The sequence below is a fragment of the Streptomyces sp. NBC_00306 genome (genome assembly GCF_036169555.1).
Taxonomy (GTDB): domain Bacteria; phylum Actinomycetota; class Actinomycetes; order Streptomycetales; family Streptomycetaceae; genus Streptomyces; species Streptomyces achmelvichensis.
The window spans coordinates 4,405,252-4,422,122 of sequence record NZ_CP108032.1; the positions used below are offsets into that span (position 1 = coordinate 4,405,252).

General features: G+C 70.1%; 15 protein-coding genes. 11 read left to right on the plus strand and 4 right to left on the minus strand.

Annotated elements, in window-relative coordinates; all coding sequences use genetic code 11:
* The first annotated feature begins 66 nt into the window (after positions 1–66).
* Complete coding sequence (locus tag OHA05_RS19660) at positions 67–1,017, plus strand: NADP-dependent oxidoreductase (RefSeq protein WP_328861319.1); 951 nt, start codon at positions 67–69, stop codon at positions 1,015–1,017.
* 329 nt (positions 1,018–1,346) lie between these two features.
* On the plus strand, positions 1,347–1,811 hold the full coding sequence (locus tag OHA05_RS19665) for a GatB/YqeY domain-containing protein (RefSeq protein WP_313945027.1): 465 nt from the start codon (positions 1,347–1,349) through the stop codon (positions 1,809–1,811).
* An 84-nt stretch (positions 1,812–1,895) separates the two neighbouring features.
* Here the strand turns inward: OHA05_RS19665 and OHA05_RS19670 are convergent, their stop codons facing one another.
* The gene (locus tag OHA05_RS19670; RefSeq protein ID WP_313945026.1) at positions 1,896–4,154 is read right to left on the minus strand and encodes a transglycosylase domain-containing protein; all 2,259 of its coding nucleotides are present in this window, start codon (positions 4,152–4,154) and stop codon (positions 1,896–1,898) included.
* A gap of 622 nt (positions 4,155–4,776) precedes the next feature.
* Between OHA05_RS19670 and OHA05_RS19675 the strand changes: the two genes are divergently transcribed.
* Positions 4,777–5,121, plus strand: coding sequence for a WhiB family transcriptional regulator (locus OHA05_RS19675; protein ID WP_177149633.1), 345 nt, complete (start codon positions 4,777–4,779; stop codon positions 5,119–5,121).
* A gap of 87 nt (positions 5,122–5,208) precedes the next feature.
* On the opposite strand, the gene OHA05_RS19680 is transcribed toward OHA05_RS19675, so the two are convergent.
* Both OHA05_RS19680 and OHA05_RS19685 read right to left on the minus strand, forming a co-directional pair.
* Positions 5,209–6,567 (minus strand): ArsA family ATPase, encoded by a 1,359-nt coding sequence (locus OHA05_RS19680; protein WP_313945025.1) that lies wholly within the window; start codon positions 6,565–6,567, stop codon positions 5,209–5,211.
* Positions 6,564–7,526: an ArsA family ATPase gene (locus OHA05_RS19685; protein ID WP_313945024.1), complete on the minus strand. Its 963-nt coding sequence runs from the start codon at positions 7,524–7,526 to the stop codon at positions 6,564–6,566. The genes OHA05_RS19680 and OHA05_RS19685 overlap by 4 nt, the downstream gene beginning before the upstream one ends.
* A gap of 95 nt (positions 7,527–7,621) precedes the next feature.
* On the opposite strand from OHA05_RS19685, the gene OHA05_RS19690 reads away from it, so the two are divergent.
* The 6 genes from OHA05_RS19690 to OHA05_RS19715 all read left to right on the plus strand — a co-directional run bounded on the left by OHA05_RS19690 (position 7,622) and on the right by OHA05_RS19715 (position 14,035).
* Positions 7,622–7,783: a DUF4177 domain-containing protein gene (locus OHA05_RS19690; RefSeq protein ID WP_005314434.1), complete on the plus strand. Its 162-nt coding sequence runs from the start codon at positions 7,622–7,624 to the stop codon at positions 7,781–7,783.
* The gene (locus tag OHA05_RS19695; RefSeq protein ID WP_313945023.1) at positions 7,780–8,250 is read left to right on the plus strand and encodes a RidA family protein; all 471 of its coding nucleotides are present in this window, start codon (positions 7,780–7,782) and stop codon (positions 8,248–8,250) included. Before OHA05_RS19690 ends, OHA05_RS19695 begins: the two co-directional genes overlap by 4 nt.
* Before the next feature lie 327 nt (positions 8,251–8,577).
* Positions 8,578–11,247, plus strand: a complete 2,670-nt coding sequence (locus OHA05_RS19700; protein WP_328861320.1) for a PQQ-dependent sugar dehydrogenase — start codon at positions 8,578–8,580, stop codon at positions 11,245–11,247.
* 93 nt (positions 11,248–11,340) lie between these two features.
* Entirely contained in the window at positions 11,341–12,204 is an 864-nt protein-coding gene (locus OHA05_RS19705) for an NUDIX hydrolase (RefSeq protein WP_313945021.1), read from the plus strand.
* Positions 12,201–13,031, plus strand: a complete 831-nt coding sequence (locus OHA05_RS19710; RefSeq protein ID WP_313945020.1) for an MBL fold metallo-hydrolase — start codon at positions 12,201–12,203, stop codon at positions 13,029–13,031. The genes OHA05_RS19705 and OHA05_RS19710 overlap by 4 nt, the downstream gene beginning before the upstream one ends.
* A 119-nt stretch (positions 13,032–13,150) precedes the next feature.
* Positions 13,151–14,035: a prohibitin family protein gene (locus tag OHA05_RS19715; protein WP_328861321.1), complete on the plus strand. Its 885-nt coding sequence runs from the start codon at positions 13,151–13,153 to the stop codon at positions 14,033–14,035.
* Between the two features lie 169 nt (positions 14,036–14,204).
* Here the strand turns inward: OHA05_RS19715 and OHA05_RS19720 are convergent, their stop codons facing one another.
* Positions 14,205–14,879 carry a Crp/Fnr family transcriptional regulator gene (locus OHA05_RS19720; RefSeq protein ID WP_313945018.1) on the minus strand — a complete coding sequence of 225 codons (675 nt, stop codon included), beginning with the start codon at positions 14,877–14,879 and terminating at the stop codon, positions 14,205–14,207.
* Between the two features lie 314 nt (positions 14,880–15,193).
* On the opposite strand from OHA05_RS19720, the gene nth reads away from it, so the two are divergent.
* The gene (gene nth, locus OHA05_RS19725; protein WP_328861322.1) at positions 15,194–16,012 is read left to right on the plus strand and encodes an endonuclease III; all 819 of its coding nucleotides are present in this window, start codon (positions 15,194–15,196) and stop codon (positions 16,010–16,012) included.
* 82 nt (positions 16,013–16,094) lie between these two features.
* Positions 16,095–16,832, plus strand: coding sequence for an NUDIX hydrolase (locus tag OHA05_RS19730; RefSeq protein ID WP_313945016.1), 738 nt, complete (start codon positions 16,095–16,097; stop codon positions 16,830–16,832).
* Positions 16,833–16,871 lie beyond the last annotated feature (39 nt).

Genomic DNA, 16,871 nt, shown 5'->3' on the forward strand with positions numbered 1-16,871 from the left:
GAATTCTATCGCCTATTGACGTTTCTGCCGTTGGTGAGCTCTGGGGCGGGGCCACACGCTGGTGCCATGAACAAGAACACGATGCGTGCCCTCGGCCAGAACACCTACGGCGGACCTGAGGTCCTCGAGGAAGTGGAGGTCGAGCGGCCCGAGCCCATAGGCAACGAGATCCTCGTCGCCGTCCATGCCGCGGGGCTGAACCCCACCGACTGGAAGCACCGCGCGGGAATGATGCGCGTCGGTGAGCCGCCGTTCACGCTGGGCTGGGACGTGTCCGGCGTGGTCGAGGCGGTCGGCGCGGGCGTCACGCTGCACCAGCCGGGCGACGAGGTGTTCGGGATGCTGCCCTACCCGAACGGGCACGGCGCGCACGCCGAGTACGTGACCGCTCCCGCCCGTGCCTTCGTCCCCAAGCCGTCCACCCTGAGCCACATCGAGGCGGCCGCGCTGCCGTTGGCGTCGATGACCGCTTGGCAGGTGCTCGTCGACACGGCCGATGTGCGCCCGGGGCAGCGGGTACTGGTGCACGCGGCGGCCGGCGGCGTGGGGCATCTCGCCGTGCAGATCGCCAAGGCACGCGGTGCGTACGTCATCGGCACGGCGTCCGCCGCCAAGCACGACCTGGTGTTGGGCCTGGGCGCCGATGAGGTCATCGACTACCGCACCCAGGACTTCGTGGCAGAGGCGCGTGACATGGACGTGGTCCTCGATCCGTTCCTCGGCGAGGACCGGCTGCGCTCGCTCGAGACCCTGAAGCCGGGCGGCCTGCTGGTCTCGATCCTGCCCCTGGAGTTCGCGCAGGTGGAGGCGCGCGCGGCCGAGTCGGGGGTGCGCGCCACGGCCATGCAGGTCGAATACGACCACACGGGCATGACGGGCGTCGCGGCGCTGGTGGAGTCCGGGCAGCTGCGCCCGCACGTCGCCACCACCTACCCGCTGGCCGAGGCGGCGAAGGCGCACGCGGAGGGTGAGACGGGCCGGGTCGCGGGGAAGCTGGTGCTGACGGTGCGGTCCTAGGGTCCGTCGGCCGGCTGGTCACTTCGCCTTGGAAATGCGGTCGGAAATGCGCTCAGGGACGCGCTCGGTGCAGCGGCCGTGGATCCGGGCGGCCATCGGCGGACGGGTGGGGCGCGAACCGGCATCGGCCCGGCGCCGTGCGGTGGCCGTGCCGCTTCCGGGCTTGGTCCCGGGTCCCCCCGGGGGATGATGGCCGTGTTCAGTCGGTACGACTGCGCTTGTACCGCTGTGCCCCGGCGCTACGGGCCAGCCTGCGGAGCCGTTCCGAGTCAGTGCTGACCTGCGAATCTGCGTTGACCGGGTCCATGAGAAAAGGCTATGAAGACGTTATGACCACGCTCAAGTCCAAGCTGAAGGAAGATCTCACCGCGGCGATCCGGGCGCGCGACGAGCTGCGCTCCTCCACTCTCCGGCTGACGCTCTCCGCCATCACCAAGGAGGAGGTTTCGGGCAAGACCGCCCGTGAACTCTCCGACGACGAGGTGCAGAAGGTGATCGCCAAGGAGGCGAAGAAGCGCCGCGAGGCCGCCGACGCCTTCGCGCAGGGTGGCCGTGCCGAGCAGGCCGAGCGGGAGAAGGCGGAGGGCGTTCTGCTCGACGCCTACCTGCCGAAGCAGCTGAGCGACGACGAGCTCGCGCAGATCGTGACGCAGGCCGTCGACGAGGCGAAGGCCGCAGGGGCCGAGGGGCCGCGGGCGATGGGGGCCGTCATGAAGATCGTGAACCCGAAGGTGGCGGGCCGCGCCGAGGGCGGCCGGGTGGCCACCGTGGTGAAGCAGCTGCTCGCGGGCTGAGGCACCGCAGGCGGACATGGAGATGGGAGAGGGGCCCGGCGTATACGCCGGGCCCCTCTCCCATGGAGCAGTGCTGCAGGCGGCCTACGGGAAGCCTCCGCCGCCGTTCCCGTTGTTCCCACCGTTGCTCTGACCGCGGTTGTTGCCGCCGCCGATCAGGTCCGGCGGGATCGAGATACCGGGGAAGGGCTGGCCGTGGTTGCCGCCGTTGTCCTGGCCGCGCTGGTTGCCGGGCTTGTTGTCGGGCCTGCCCGGCTTCTCGGGCTTGTCCGTCTCCTTCGGCGCGTCCGGGATCGGCACTCGGTTGAAGGGCGGTGCTTCCTGCCCGTCCAGCGCACCCGTCATCGCGTCCCGCCAGATCGGTCCGGGGACCTGACCGCCGAAGACCTTGCCGTAAGTGGTGCCGCCGATGCGGATGTTCTCCATCTTCACCTGCTGGCTGGGACTGCCGACCCAGACGGCTCCGGAGAGGTTCGGCGTGTAGCCGACGAACCAGGCGTTCCGCCGCTCGTCCGTCGTACCGGTCTTGCCCGCGTTGTCACGGCTCTGCAGGCCGGCCTCCTGGCCCGTACCGGAGTCGATCACACCGCGCAGCAGCTCGTTGATCGTGTCGGCCGTCCGCTCGGTCATCGCCTTCTCACAGGTGCTCTTGGGCACCTCCAGGCTCTTGTTGTCGGCCGTGCGGATCGACTCGATCGCGGTCGGCGTGCAGTACGTGCCGCGGTTGGCGAAGGTCGCGTACGCGCTCGCCATCACCAGCGGGGAGATACCGGTCGAGCCCAGGGTGAGCGGCGACGGCGAGACCGGCAGCTTCGCTCCGTTGCCCTGGACGACACCGAGCTTGTCGGTCATCTCCACGACGGGGCAGAGCCCGATGTCCCCGATCATCTGCACGAAGTAGGTGTTGACCGACTTCGCCATCGCGTCCTTGAGGGCGTACGGGCCGACCTCGGACTCGTTCTCGTTCTCCAGGTTGAAGCCCTGGTTCCGCCACGGCTTGTCGGTGCACGTGGGGATCGAGTCGGGGTACGGCATCCTGTACGGCGCCGGGTACGACTGCGTCGGCGGCTTGCCCTGCTCTATGGCCGCGGCCGCCACGAACGGCTTGAAGGTCGAACCGACCGGGAAGCCGTAGTTCGAGCCGCCCATCTTCTGGTTGACCGAGTAGTTGATCTGCGTCTCGTGCTTGCCGAAGCCGTACGGCCGCGACTGGCCCATCGCCAGGATCTTGCCCGTGCCCGGCTGGACCATCGTCACGGCGGTGGCGACGTCGTCCGTCTGGTAGACGTGGTCCTTGATCGACTCCTGCGTCGACTCCTGGGCGCGCGGGTCGAGGGTCGTCCTGATGGTGAGGCCGCCCTGGTTCCAGACCTTGGCCCGTGCCTCCTTGGTCTTGCCGAAGACCGGGTCGGACAGGAAGACCTCGCGCACGTAGTCACAGAAGAAGCCGGCGCCGCTGACCGCGGTGATGCAGCCGTTCTTCGGCTTGCTGACCTTGAGCTTGACGGGGACGGCCTTCGCCCGGTCCGCCTCGGCCTGCGAGATGTCGTGCACCTCGGCCATGCGCTGGAGCACGGTGTTGCGGCGCTTCGTCGCCTCTTCCGTGTCGTTGACCGGGTCGTAGCGGCTGGGGGACTGCACGATGCCCGCGAGCATCGCCGCCTCCTCCAGCTTCAGGTCCTTGGCCTGCTTGGAGAAGTAGCGCTGCGAGGCGGCCTCGATGCCGTACGCCTGCTGACCGAAGAAGGTGATGTTGAGGTAGTTCTCCAGGATCTTCTTCTTGCCGAGCTCTTCCTCGACCTGGATCGCGTACTTCAGTTCCTGGATCTTGCGGCCGATCGTCTGCTGGGTGGCCTGGGCGACCTTGTCGGGGTCGTCACCGGCCTCCTCCACGAAGACGTTCTTCACGTACTGCTGGGTCAGCGTCGAAGCGCCCTGGGCGACCCCGCCGGACTGGGCGTTTCGGTTGAGCGCGCGCAGGACACCCTTGAGGTCGATCGCGCCGTGCTCGTAGAAGCGCGAGTCCTCGATGGCGACGATCGCCTTCTGCATGTACGGCGAGATGTCCTTCAGCGACACGACCGTGCGGTCGCGCGAGTACACCGTGGCGATCTGGCCGCCCTTCGCGTCCAGGATCGTGGTGCGCTGGCTGAGCGGGGGCGTCTTCAGATTGGCGGGGATCTCGTCGAATCCCTTGACCGTTCCCTTGGCCGCAAGTCCCAGCGCTCCGGCGGCGGGCAGGGCGATGCCCGCCAGCACGGCTCCCGCGAGCACACTGACACCGAGGAACTTGGCGGCCTGCTGGGTCCCGGTCAGACCTCCGCCCGAGCGCTTCTTTGGCATGAGGGCAGCCTAATCCGTTGGTACGGGTGTTCCGTAGGAGCAGGGGCTTCCCGGGGCGTACTCGTACCGGACCGTGACATCCACGCAAGGGGACCGGCACCCGGCCGCGCTGGCACAGCCTCGTCGACCGCATGATCGTCCGGCTCGACCGCTGCCGGCTCGTCACGGCCCGGCTCTACGGCCGCGCGGTGGACGCCGTTACCCCCGGGAACGTGGCGGCACAGCAGCAGGCATGGCCTACGTCGTCATTCGCCGGACACGCGGACAGGCCTTGGCCTAAGCTGCTCTCAACTGTCACAGCAGTGTGGTTTCGCATCAAGTCCTCCTCAGAATCCCGCAGTACCGGAATCTGGTAGTCCGTGTCCGATTCCACCTCATGCGTCATTCGGCGCCCGTTGTGACTCCCCTGGAATACCCCGGTTTGCCCGGGATGATCACGTATGCCCCCAGCTCACTCCCCTGGGTGATCTGCCGCGTACGCATAGTCCGTTCGGGCCATTCAAGATTGGGCCCGAAGGGGGTGTTGCGCTGTGCCCACCTTCCGTAACGTCCTCAACTGGCAGCGGTGAATATGCCGCTGCCGCCGTGGGGGAGCCTCGATTCGGGAGAGGACGGCGCCGGCATGGGCTGGGTAACCGACTGGAGTGCGCAGGCAGCCTGCCGCACTACCGATCCGGATGAACTGTTCGTACAAGGGGCAGCGCAGAACAGGGCCAAGGCGGTGTGCACCGGATGTCCGGTGCGGACCGAGTGCCTGGCCGATGCGCTCGACAACCGCGTGGAGTTCGGTGTGTGGGGCGGAATGACCGAACGGGAACGGCGTGCACTGCTGCGCCGACGACCAACGGTCACGTCCTGGCGCAGACTGCTCGAGACCGCTCGCACCGAGTACGAGCGCAGCGCGGGCATCCTGCCCGTGGGCCTCGACGACGACGAGACGTACGAGACGTACGCGGCGGTGGGATAGCCGCCGGGCGACAACCGAGGTGGGACAGCCGCAGTTGGATGTGCCGAGGTGGGACGGCCACCGCGGCGGCGGGACGCCCGCCGCCGTTCACCGAGCTCCGGCCGCGCCTCCGGTCGCGAGCCGGTCGCCGATGGCCCGCAGCCCCGCGAGGTCGTGGACATCGCCGGGCAGGGCGGCGACCTGGGTCACCGCCACCTCGGGGTGGAGTGCTGTGAAACGGTCGCGCGTTCGCTGTTCACGCGCGAGGACCTGCATCCGTTCGGCATGCAGGCGCAGCAGTCCGGCTGTCAGCTGTTCGGTGGTGTGCTCGGTCGAGCCGGTGCGGTCCGCGGATCCGGACTGTTCTGCGGGGTCGGTACCGTCCGTGGCGCCGGCGTGATCCGTCGGTTCGGTGTGCTCCGCGGGGTCGCGATTCTCGGGAGAGTGGTCCACGGACGGGGATTCGGGAGAGGCGCCCGTGGCGTCACGAACACCAGTCTTCCCGGACGTCTGATCCACAATGCGCCCCTCGTCAAGATTTTCTGCGGCGGCAAGCGCCCGCTCGGCCGACAGCCGGGCGGCGCCGCTCTCATGGACCCGGTTGAGGACCAGCCCGGCCAGCGGCATCTCCTCCGCGGCCAGCCGCTCCACGAAGTACGCGGCCTCCCGCAGGGCGTCGCGCTCGGGCGCCGCCACCACGAGGAAGGCGGTCCCGGGCGCCTGGAGGAGCCGGTAGGTGGCATCGGCCCGGGTGCGGAAACCCCCGAACATCGTGTCCATCGCGGCCACGAACGTCTGCACGTCGCGCAGCAGCTGACCCCCCAGCAGCTTGCCCAGCGTCCCGGTCATCATCGACATGCCGACATTGAGGAACTTCATCCCCGCCCGGCCGCCCATCTTCGCCGGAGCCATCAGCAGCTTGATGAACTTGCCGTCCAGGAACGACCCGAGCCGCTTCGGCGCATCCAGGAAGTCCAGCGCGGAGCGGGAAGGCGGGGTGTCGACGACGATGAGGTCCCAGTCCTCGCGGGCCCGTAGCTGCCCCAGCTTCTCCATCGCCATGTACTCCTGCGTACCGGCGAAACCGGCCGACAGGGACTGGTAGAAAGGGTTCTCCAGGATGGCCCTGGCGCGCTCGGAGTCCGCGTGAGCCTCGACGATCTCGTCGAAGGTCCGCTTCATGTCGAGCATCATGGCGTGCAGTTCGCCGCCGGCGCTGTCGTCGATGCCCTTCACCCGGCGCGGCACGTTGTCCAGGGAGTCGATGCCCATGGACTGGGCCAGCCTGCGCGCCGGGTCGATGGTGAGGACGACGACCCGGCGGCCGCGCTCCGCCGCGCGTACGCCGAGGGCCGCGGCGGTGGTCGTCTTGCCGACACCGCCCGAGCCGCAGCACACGATGATGCGGGTGGCCGGGTCGTCGATGAGCGGGTCGACTTCGAGAGGCGCCGACGCGTCCAGGGTCATGAGCCGGTCCCTTGCTTCCGCAGTTCCTTCGACAGTCGGTAGAGCCCGGCGAGGTCGACCCCTTCGCTGAGCAGGGGCAGTTCGTACGAGGGCAGCCCCAGCCCGCTCAGCAGGGACCGCTGCTCGCGCTCCAGCTCGACGCGCTGAGCGTGGTCGGCCGCCTGTTCCAGCAGGGGAGCGACAAGCTTCGTACCGCCGCTCACCCCGGCCGCGGTGAGGGTCCTGGCGATCTCCGCGCGACGGTCGTCCGCCGCGTGGCGGACCGCGTCCTCGTCGAGGAGGTGCGGGCGCACCATGTTCACGATCACCCTGCCGACGGGCAGCTCGGCGGCGCGCAGCTCGGCGACGCCGTCCGCGGTCTCCTGGACCGGCATCTCCTCGAGCAGGGTCACCAGGTGGACCGCCGTCTCGGGGGACTTCAGCACCCGCATGACGGCCTGGGCCTGATTGTGTATCGGGCCGAACTTCGCCAGGCCGGCCACCTCGTCGTTCACATTGAGGAAGCGGGTGATGCGTCCGGTGGGCGGGGCGTCCATCACCACGTAGTCATAGGTGTAGTCACCCTGCTTCGTCCTGCGGCGCACGGCCTCGCAGGCCTTGCCGGTCAGCAGGACGTCCCGCACCCCGGGGGCGATGGTGGTCGCGAAGTCGATCGCGCCGAGCTTCTTGAGGGCGCGGCCGGCGCTGCCGAGTTTGTAGAACATCTGGAGGTAGTCGAGGAGGGCGCGCTCGGCGTCGATGGCCAGGGCGTACACCTCCCCGCCGCCGGATGCGACGGCGATCTTCCGTTCCTCGTACGGAAGCGCCTCCGTCTCGAAGAGTTGCGCGATGCCCTGCCTGCCCTCCACCTCGACGAGGAGGGTTCGCTTTCCCTCCGTCGCGAGGGCGAGCGCGAGGGCGGCGGCGACCGTCGTCTTACCGGTACCGCCCTTGCCGCTGACGACCTGGAGCCTGCTCACGTATTCGAGCCTAACCAGTAAGGCCCCGGGCTACGCACGAGGCGGTGTGCGGGCTGCGTCACGGGGCGAGGGGCGGGTGCGGCTACAGTCGGCCCATGACCAAGTGGGAATACGCGACCGTGCCCCTTCTCGTGCACGCGACCAAGCAGATTCTGGACACCTGGGGCGAGGACGGGTGGGAGCTCGTCCAGGTCGTTCCCGGGCCGAACAACCCCGAGCAGCTCGTGGCGTACCTGAAGCGGGAGAAGAGCTCATGACGGGCGTCGTCGAGGCGCGCCTGGCGGAGCTCGGCCTGACGCTCCCGGACGTCGTACCGCCGCTGGCCGCCTACCAGCCGGCCGTGATCACGGGTGCGTACGTCTACACCGCCGGCCAGCTGCCGATGGTCGAGGGCAAGCTCCCCGTCACCGGCAAGGTGGGCGGTGAGGTCACCCCCGAGGAGGCCAAGGAGCTCGCGCGCACCTGTGCCCTGAACGCCCTGGCGGCCGTGAAGTCCGTCGTCGGCGATCTGGACCGGGTCGCCCGCGTGGTGAAGGTGGTCGGCTTCGTGGCCTCCGCCGCGGACTTCACCGGGCAGCCCGCCGTGCTGAACGGCGCGAGCGAGCTGCTGGGCGAGGTGTTCGGCGACAAGGGCGTGCACGCGCGCAGCGCGGTGGGCGTCGCGGTGCTGCCGCTGGACGCACCGGTCGAGGTCGAGCTCCAGGTGGAGCTTCTCCAGAGCTGACGCCGCCGGCAGAGGTCCGGGACCGGCGGGGTGACTGTGCCCCGCGGGTGAGGTCCCAGGCGCTTCATGCTCCGGCTTCACGTCCGGCCCGCCTCCCGTTTCCGTACGTCTCTTCGTCCCGCACGTTTCACGCGTACCGGCGGCCCCCTCCGGGACTGAACCGCCGGTCAGCGCGCAGATGGCCCCGCGCCTGCCGATTCGTCGGCGGGCCGGGGCCTGACTCATGCGCGGCAAACGCTTGCACCGCTCTTGACGTGAACGCGTCGACGGGTGTGATCTGTCCGCGGTTAGGAACGTTTCCTAACGATCTGAACGTGGGAGGGATCCGTGGCACCAACCCCCCGCCGCCGCTCGCGCGGAGCGATCGGCGTCCTCGTGGCCGCGGCCACAGCAGCGTTAACCGTGGCCCTGCCGACCCCGAGCACCGCCCAGCCCGTCACCGGCTCCGCGGCGCTGCCAGGGGCCGTCAAGGCCGACCCCGTCCGGTACGAGGCCGAGTCCGCGACCATCTCGCAGGGCCTGGCCGAGTCCAACCACGCCGGGTACTCCGGCACCGGCTTCGTCAACTACGCCAACGTCGCCGGCGGCTATGTGGAGTTCACGGTGAACGCCCCCGCCGCCGGGAGCGCCACCCTGGCCCTCGGCTTCGCCAACGGCACCACCGGCAACCGCCCGCTGGCCGTCTCCGTCAACGGCGCCGCTCCCACCGGCCTCGCCTTCCAGCCCACCGGCGCCTGGACCACCTGGTCCGCCGTGACCACCACGGTGACCCTGAAAGCGGGCGTCAACACCCTCCGGGCCACGGCCACCGCACCCGAGGGCGGCCCGAACCTCGACTACATCGAGGTCACACCGGCCGACGGCCCCGCCGGCACGGACCACGAGGCGGAGGCCGGGACGATCTCCCAGGGCGCCGTCGAGTCCAACCACGCCGGCCACTCCGGCACCGGCTTCGTCAACTACCAGGCCGTGACGGGCGCGTACGTCGAGTTCACCGTCGCATCGGCGCAGGCGTCCGCCACCCGGCTCGACTTCCGCTACGCCAACGGCACCGCGGCGGACCGGCCCCTCGACATCACGGTCAACGGCACCTCGGTCGCCGACGATCTCGCCTTCCCCGGCACCGGCGCCTGGACCACCTGGAAGACGGCGACCGCCACCGCGAACCTCAGGGCGGGCAGCAACACGATCCGCGCCACCACCGCGGCCGGTGACGGGCCCAACCTGGACAAACTCACCGTCACCGCGAGCGGCCCCGCCGACACCGTGAAGCCCAGTGCGCCCGGCGATCTGCGCAAGGACAAGGAGCCCACGGCCTCCACCGTCTCGCTCGCCTGGAACGCCTCCACGGACAACGTCGGCGTCGTGGGCTACGACATCTACCAGCACGGCCAGCTGATGAAGCAGGTGGACGGGAACACCCTGGCCGCCACCGTGGACGGCCTCGACCCCCAGACCACGTACGACTGGACCGTCTTCGCCCGGGACGCCGGCGCGAACGTCTCGGTCGCCAGCAACGCCGTCACCATCGCCACACTGCCCGCACCGCCGGACGGCGAGGCACCCAGCGTCCCCGGCAACCTGCGCTCCACCGGCCGCACCGCGACCAGCGTCGATCTCGCCTGGAACGCCTCCACGGACAATGTGAAGGTCACCGGGTACGAGATCCACCGCGACGGCGCACTCGCCGGCACCGCCGACTCCACCTCGACGACCGTCGCCGGTCTGGCCGCCGACACCGCGTACCGGTTCAAGGTCAGGGCCTTCGACCTCAAGGGCAACAAGTCCGCGTTCGGTCCCGAGATCACCGTCACCACCTCCGGCACCCAGCCGGGCGGCACCCCCGACCCGGGCGCCGTCTCCACCCTCGCCTCGGGCGTGGACGTGGCCTGGGGTGTCGCGTTCCTGCCGGACGGCGCGGGCATCTTCACCGAGCGCAACACCTTCAACGTCCACCGGCTCACCAAGTCCGGCCAGAAGACCCTGCTCGGAAAGGTCCCCAACTCGCAGACCACGGGCGGCGAGGGCGGCCTGATGGGCGTCGAGGTGAGCCCGACCTTCGCGACCGACCACTTCGTGTATTTCCTGCACACCTCGACCGACGGCAACCGCATCGCGCGCATGAAGCTCGAGAACAACGCGCTCAGCGGCTACACCGTGCTGCTCGACGGCATGGAGGAGAGCCGCTTCCACAACGGCGGACGGCTGCGGTTCGGCCCCGACGGCAAGCTCTACGCGTCCATGGGCGACGCCCAGAGCAGCAGCCGGGCACAGGACAAGAACTCGCTCAACGGCAAGATCCTGCGCATCAACCAGGACGGCAGCATCCCGTCGGACAACCCCTTCGGCAACGCCGTCTGGTCGATGGGCCACCGCAACCCGCAGGGACTGGACTTCGACTCCCAGGGCCGTCTGTGGCAGGCCGAGTTCGGCAACAGCATCATGGACGAGGTCAACCTCATCCAGCGGGGCGGCAACTACGGCTGGCCCAACTGTGAGGGCACGAGCGGCAGCTGCTCCGGCTTCATCGCGCCCAAGAAGACCTGGCCGACCAACCAGGCCTCTCCGAGCGGGCTGACGATCATCAACGACCACGCCTTCGTCGCGACGACCGTCGGGCAGCGCGTCTACCGCCTGCGGATCGACGCCGCGTCCAACCTGGTCGAGCAGAAGACGTACTTCCAGAGCACCTACAACCGGCTGCGCACGGTCGAGGTCGACCACGACGGCGACATCTGGCTCACCACGTCGACCGACAAGGACGGCACCAGCAACAACGACCGGATCCTGCTGATCGACATCGTGTACTCGGGCGGGTCGCAGCCCGGTGAGTTCGAGCTGACCGGCGGCGCGTTCCGCGACAACGCGACCACGGTGGACGCGGCGACCGTGCCGGGACGCACCTCCGGCTCGCCGATGGCCCGGATCGACACGGCGATCAAGAACGCGAGCACGGCGAACGGGAGGCCGCGCGGCAGCTCGAACGCCGGAACGTAGACAACCCGGACGGCGGCGGACGGGGGGCGAGGGGCGGCCGGTGATCACCGGCCGCCCCTCGAACATCCGCGCGCGAACGCATAGCATCCGCCCATGTCCAATGGTCAGTGGTACCCGCCGGAGTGGCCGGACCGCATTCGCGCGCTCGCGAGCGGTGAGCTCACCGTCGTGCCGCCGAAGCGGGCCGCGACCGTCATGCTGCTGCGCGACGGGGCGGACGGCCCTGCCGTGCACATGCTGCGCCGGCGCGTCTCCATGGCCTTCGCCGGCGGCGCGTACGCCTATCCGGGTGGCGGTGTCGACGCCCGCGACTCCCGGCCGGTCCGCTGGACGGGGCCCTCATTGCGGGACTGGGCCGGCCGGCTCGGTCTCGACGAGGCGTCCGCGCAGGCCGTCGTGTGCGCGGCCGTCAGGGAGACGTACGAGGAGGCGGGCGTGCTGCTCGCCGGCCCCACCCCGGACACCGTCGTCAGCGACACCACGGGCGACGACTGGGAGGCCGACCGGCAGGCGCTGGTCGACCGTGAGCTGTCCTTCGCGGACTTCCTGGACCGGCGCGGCCTGGTGCTGCGCTCCGACCTGCTGGCCGCGTGGGCGCGCTGGATCACCCCGGAGTTCGAGCCGCGCCGCTACGACACCTGGTTCTTCGTGGCCGCCCTGCCCGAGGGCCAGCGGACCCGGAACGCCTCGACGGAGGCGGACCGTACGGTGTGGATCCGGCCCGCCGAGGCAGCCGCGGGCTACGACCGCGGCGAGCTGCTGATGATGCCGCCGACCGTATCGACCCTGCGTGCCCTGGAGCCGTGCGGCAGCGCCGCCGACGCCCTCGCGGCGGCCCGGCAGCAGGACATGACGCCCGTCATCGCGACGGCCGAGCTGGTGGACGGCGAGCTGGTGCTGAGCTGGCCCGGCCACGGCGAGTTCACCAAGCGCATCGCACCCGGGGGCCCGCGATGACCGACGCAGCCGCGCTGCCCGGGCAGCCCCGCGGCGGTGTGCTCTCCGGGCCCGCCACCGCACGGGCCGTCAACGTCCTCGCGCCCAATGCCTCCGCGATGACACTCGACGGCACCAACACCTGGATCGTCTCCGAGCCGGACTCCGAGCTCGCGGTCGTCATCGACCCCGGACCGCTCGACGACACCCATCTGAGGCATGTCGTCGACACCGCGGAGAAGGCCGGCAAGCGGATCGCGCTGACCCTCCTCACCCACGGCCACCCCGACCACGCCGAGGGGGCCGGGCGCTTCGCGGAGCTCACGGGCACGAACGTCCGGGCGCTCGACCCGGCGCTGCGGCTCGGCGACGAGGGCCTGACGCCGGGGAACGTCATCCGCGTCGGCGGCCTGGAGATGCTGGTCGTCGCCGCCCCCGGGCACACCGCGGACTCGCTCTGCTTCCATCTGCCGGCCGACCGGGCCGTGCTGACCGGGGACACGGTCCTCGGGCGCGGCACGACGGTGGTGGCGCACCCCGACGGACGGCTCGGCGACTATCTCGACTCGCTGCGCAGGCTGCGTTCGCTGACCGTCGACGACGGGGTGCACACCGTCCTGCCGGGCCACGGCCCCGTGCTGGAGGACGCCCAGGGCGTGGTCGAGTTCTATCTCGCCCACCGTGCCAACCGGCTCGCCCAGGTGGAGACGGCGGTCGAGGGCGGCCACCGCACCCCCGCCGAGGTGGTGGCGCATGTGTACGCGGACGTCGACCGGTCCCTGTGGCCGGCGGCCGAGCTGTCGGTACGCGCGCAGATGGAGTATCTGCGCGAACACGGCCTGATCTGACGGCCCGGGGCACCCGCGCCCCTGAACGGAAACCGCCGGCGTGCCCCCAGGCGTCGGAGGCGTTGACCTGTGTCTTACGCTCCGCTTACTTCTGACATCCGTTCCTGGGGGGAACCGACGTGTTCGTGCTCTTCGTGCTGCTCGTCATCGCTGCCGCAGTCCTGTTCTTCGTCGGCCGCAGCCAGGACCGCACCGGGCTCCGCCTCGGCGCGCTGGGTGCGCTGCTGGCCGGTCTGTTCGCCGGCACAGCAAGCTGTGTGCACATCGTCAGCGCCTACGAGGTGGGCGTCCCGGTCACCTTCGGCAAGGTCGGCTCGCCGATGACACCGGGACTGAACATCACCTCGCCGTTCACCAACGTCACCACCTTCTCGACCCGTCCCGTCGACCTCAACCTCTCCGACAAGGACGTCGTCGAGGTGCGGTCCTCGCAGGGCGGCGTGATGTACGTGGAGCTCACCGTGAAGTGGGCGGTGACCCCGGCCAAGGCCGTCGAGCTGTACCGGCTGGCCGGCAGCGAGGACGCCATCCAGCAGCGGCTGGTCTTCCCGGACAGCCGGGAGATCATCCGCAATGTCTTCGCCCGGCACACCAGCGAGGAGGGCTACACCTCGGCCCGCGAGCAGATCAACACCGAGATCGGCGACCTGATCAAGGAACGGCTGGCCCCGCGCGGCATCGACGTCACCACGGTCAATCTGCGCAATGTGAAGCCGTCCGACCGGCTGCAGGACCAGATCGACCGCAAGATCCAGCAGCAGCAGGCCACCGAGCGGGCCACCGAGGCGGCCCGTACGGCGAAGGCCGAGTCCGAGCGCCGCAGGATCGAGGCCGAGGGCATCGCCCGGGCCAACAAGATCCTCAACAACTCGCTCAGCGACAAGGTCCTGATGAACCAGTGCATCGAGGCGTTCAAGGACGCGGCGGCCAAGCACCCGGTGTACGCCGTGCCCTGCGGCGGAGGGACGGGCAACCCGCTGATCGTGGACGGCACGAAGAACTGACGAGTGCGGGGGCGGCGGATGTGCGCGCCCGCCCGCGTCCTCCTCGGCGGGCGGCGGACATGCAGGGCCGCCCCCGGTTCGTCGGGACCGACGTACGCGAAGGGCCGCCCCCGCATCGTGCAGGGGCGGCCCTTCGGCTGCTGTGTGTCTGTACTGCGTACCGCCGGCGTCAGCGCGAGCGCTTGGCGAGCCGCTCCACGTCCAGCAGGATCACCGCGCGGGCCTCGAGCCGCAGCCAGCCGCGCTGGGCGAAGTCGGCCAGCGCCTTGTTCACCGTCTCGCGGGAGGCGCCGACCAGCTGGGCCAGCTCTTCCTGGGTCAGGTCGTGCACGACGTGGATGCCCTCCTCCGACTGCACACCGAAGCGGCGCGACAGATCGAGGAGCGCGCGGGCCACACGACCCGGCACGTCGGAGAAGACGAGGTCGGACATCTGGTCGTTGGTCTTACGCAGCCGGCGGGCCACGGCGCGCAGCAGCGCGGTGGCCACCTCCGGCCGGACGTTCAGCCAGGGCTGGAGATCGCCGTGACCGAGGCCGAGGAGCTTCACCTCGGTCAGCGCGCTGGCGGTCGCGGTGCGCGGTCCCGGGTCGAACAGCGACAGCTCGCCGATGAGCTCGCCCGGGCCGAGGACGGCGAGCATGTTCTCGCGGCCGTCGGGGGATGTGCGGTGGAGCTTGACCTTCCCCTCGGTGACCACGTACAGGCGGTCGCCGGGGTCGCCCTCGTGGAAGAGGGCGTCGCTCCGGGCGAGCGTCACCTCACTCATCGAGGCGCGGAGCTCCGCGGCCTGCTCGTCATCGAGCGCCGCGAAGAGCGGGGCGCGCCGCAGAACGTCGTCCACGAGTTCTCTCCTTGTCGACCTGCTCAGGGACCGTGGCCCCCATGATGCCGGACCGCACTCCACCTACCCGGGGGACACCCGCGTACGACGGCGTCGTCGCGACCGGCCCCTGGCAAGTAAATATTCGTGCGATCAGTCACAACAAGTTTGACGCACTGGAGCGTCTGTTCGTGCGGCAGGGGCCCGATTGGGTCTGATTACCGGGGAGCGGGGCGGATGTCAGTGGTGGCCCGTAGGCTGGCCGGGTGTCCAATTCGCCGGTGAGAGCGCAGGCCAAGGGGGCTTGAAGAGTGTCCGGAAAGCAAAATTCCGCTGTGGGCGAACAGTCGCGGAGCGGCACCCGGAAAGCCGTAAAGCCGCCCAAACCGGAATCGCGGCTGGCCATGGTCCGCCGCGCGCGCCGGATCAACCGTGAGCTCGCCGACGTCTATCCGTACGCCCATCCGGAGCTGGACTTCCGCAATCCCTTCGAACTGCTGGTCGCCACGGTCCTGTCCGCGCAGACGACGGACCTGCGGGTGAACCAGACGACGCCCGCGCTCTTCGCGAAGTACCCGACCCCCGAGGACGTGGCGGCGGCCGAGCCGGCGGCGCTCGAGGAGATCCTCCGGCCCACCGGCTTCTTCCGGGCCAAGACCAAGGCCCTGCTGGGCCTGTCCGTGGCGCTCCGGGACAACTTCGGCGGAGAGGTCCCGGGCAACCTCAAGGATCTGGTCAGCCTCCCCGGCGTCGGCCGCAAGACCGCGTTCGTGGTCCTGGGCAATGCCTTCGGCGTCCCCGGCATCACCGTCGACACCCACTTCGGCCGTCTCGTGCGCCGCTGGAAGTGGACCGAGCAGGAGGACCCCGAGAAGGTCGAGGCGGAGATCGCCGAGATCTTCCCGAAGTCCGAGTGGACCATGCTCTCGCACCGGGTGATCTTCCACGGCCGCCGTATCTGTCACTCCCGCAAGCCGGCCTGCGGCGCCTGCCCGATCGCCCATCTGTGCCCGTCGTACGGGGAGGGCGAGACCGACCCGGAGAAGGCGAAGAAGCTTCTGAAGTACGAGATGGGCGGTCAGCCCGGCCAGCGGCTGAGTCCGCCGGCCGACTACCCGGGTATGCCGGCCCCGCCGCTGGGGGCGAGCGGGTGACGCCACCGCCCGTCCGTTCCGCCGGGCACCCGGCGGAACGATCCGAGCGCCCCGGCGCGTTGTGAGCGAGGGGGTGCGGCGCATGCGCGCAGGAGAAGAGACGTACGACAGGACCCGGGGCCAGGACGTGTACGAGAGCGGTGTGTCCGGCGGCGATGTGACCGTCACCAGTGACGGCCTGCCCACGTGGCTGGACCCCGTCGCGCGCGCCGCCGAGACCGTCCGGCCCGAGCAGCTCAGCAGGTTTCTGCCGCCAGAGAGCGGCAGCGGGCGGCAGTCCGCCGTCCTCATCCTCTTCGGCGAGGGCCCGGCGGGCCCCGAGCTGCTGCTGATGGAGCGGGCGGGCAGCCTGCGCTCGCACGCGGGACAGCCTTCCTTCCCCGGCGGGGCCCTGGACGCGGCGGACGGCGACCCGGCGACCACCGGCCCGCTGTGGGCGGCCCTGCGCGAGGCCGAGGAGGAGACCGGGCTCGATCCGTCGGGTGTCCAGATCTTCGGCGTGCTGCCGAGGCTCTACATCCCGGTGAGCAGTTTCGTCGTCACGCCCGTACTGGGCTGGTGGCGCACCCCGAGTCCCGTCGGTGCGGTCGATCCCGCGGAGACAGCCCGCGTCTTCACCGTGCCGGTGGCGGATCTCACGGATCCGGCGAACCGCGTGACGACGATGCACCCCAGCGGGCACCGAGGTCCGGCATTTCTGGTCGAAGGGGCCCTGGTCTGGGGTTTCACGGCCGGCGTGATCGACCGCATCCTGCACTTCGCCGGCTGGGAACGACCGTGGGACCGCGGCAAGCAGGTCCCTCTGGACTGGCGCTCATGACAGGCTGACCCTGGGACATCAGTGCCGGGACGGACCACC